The 208-nt window shown below is 28.8% G+C and carries 1 protein-coding gene; it reads left to right on the top strand.

Annotation, left to right across the window (positions count from 1 at the left end):
* Nucleotides 1–208 (top strand): transposase (locus HHH54_RS11230; RefSeq protein WP_198618845.1); only part of this gene is annotated, 208 nt, incomplete at both ends.

Below are 208 nucleotides of genomic sequence, written 5' to 3'. Positions count from 1 at the left end.
TTAGAAAACGTAGCTTTACCAGATATCCATCCTAAATTAAGAACCGTCATAAAAACATTAAACAGTTATATTCCATTCATTACCAACACATTAGAATATGCCAACTTTACGAATGGTCCGATTGAAGGTATTAATAACAAAATTAAACTCATTAAAAGAGTATCATTTGGTTACAGAAATTATGAGCACTTTCGTAATAGAATCATTT

Origin of the sequence: Staphylococcus canis (genome assembly GCF_016238445.1) — a bacterium.
Lineage (GTDB): Bacteria > Bacillota > Bacilli > Staphylococcales > Staphylococcaceae > Staphylococcus > Staphylococcus canis.
This window is presented reverse-complemented; position numbering and strand designations above follow the sequence as displayed.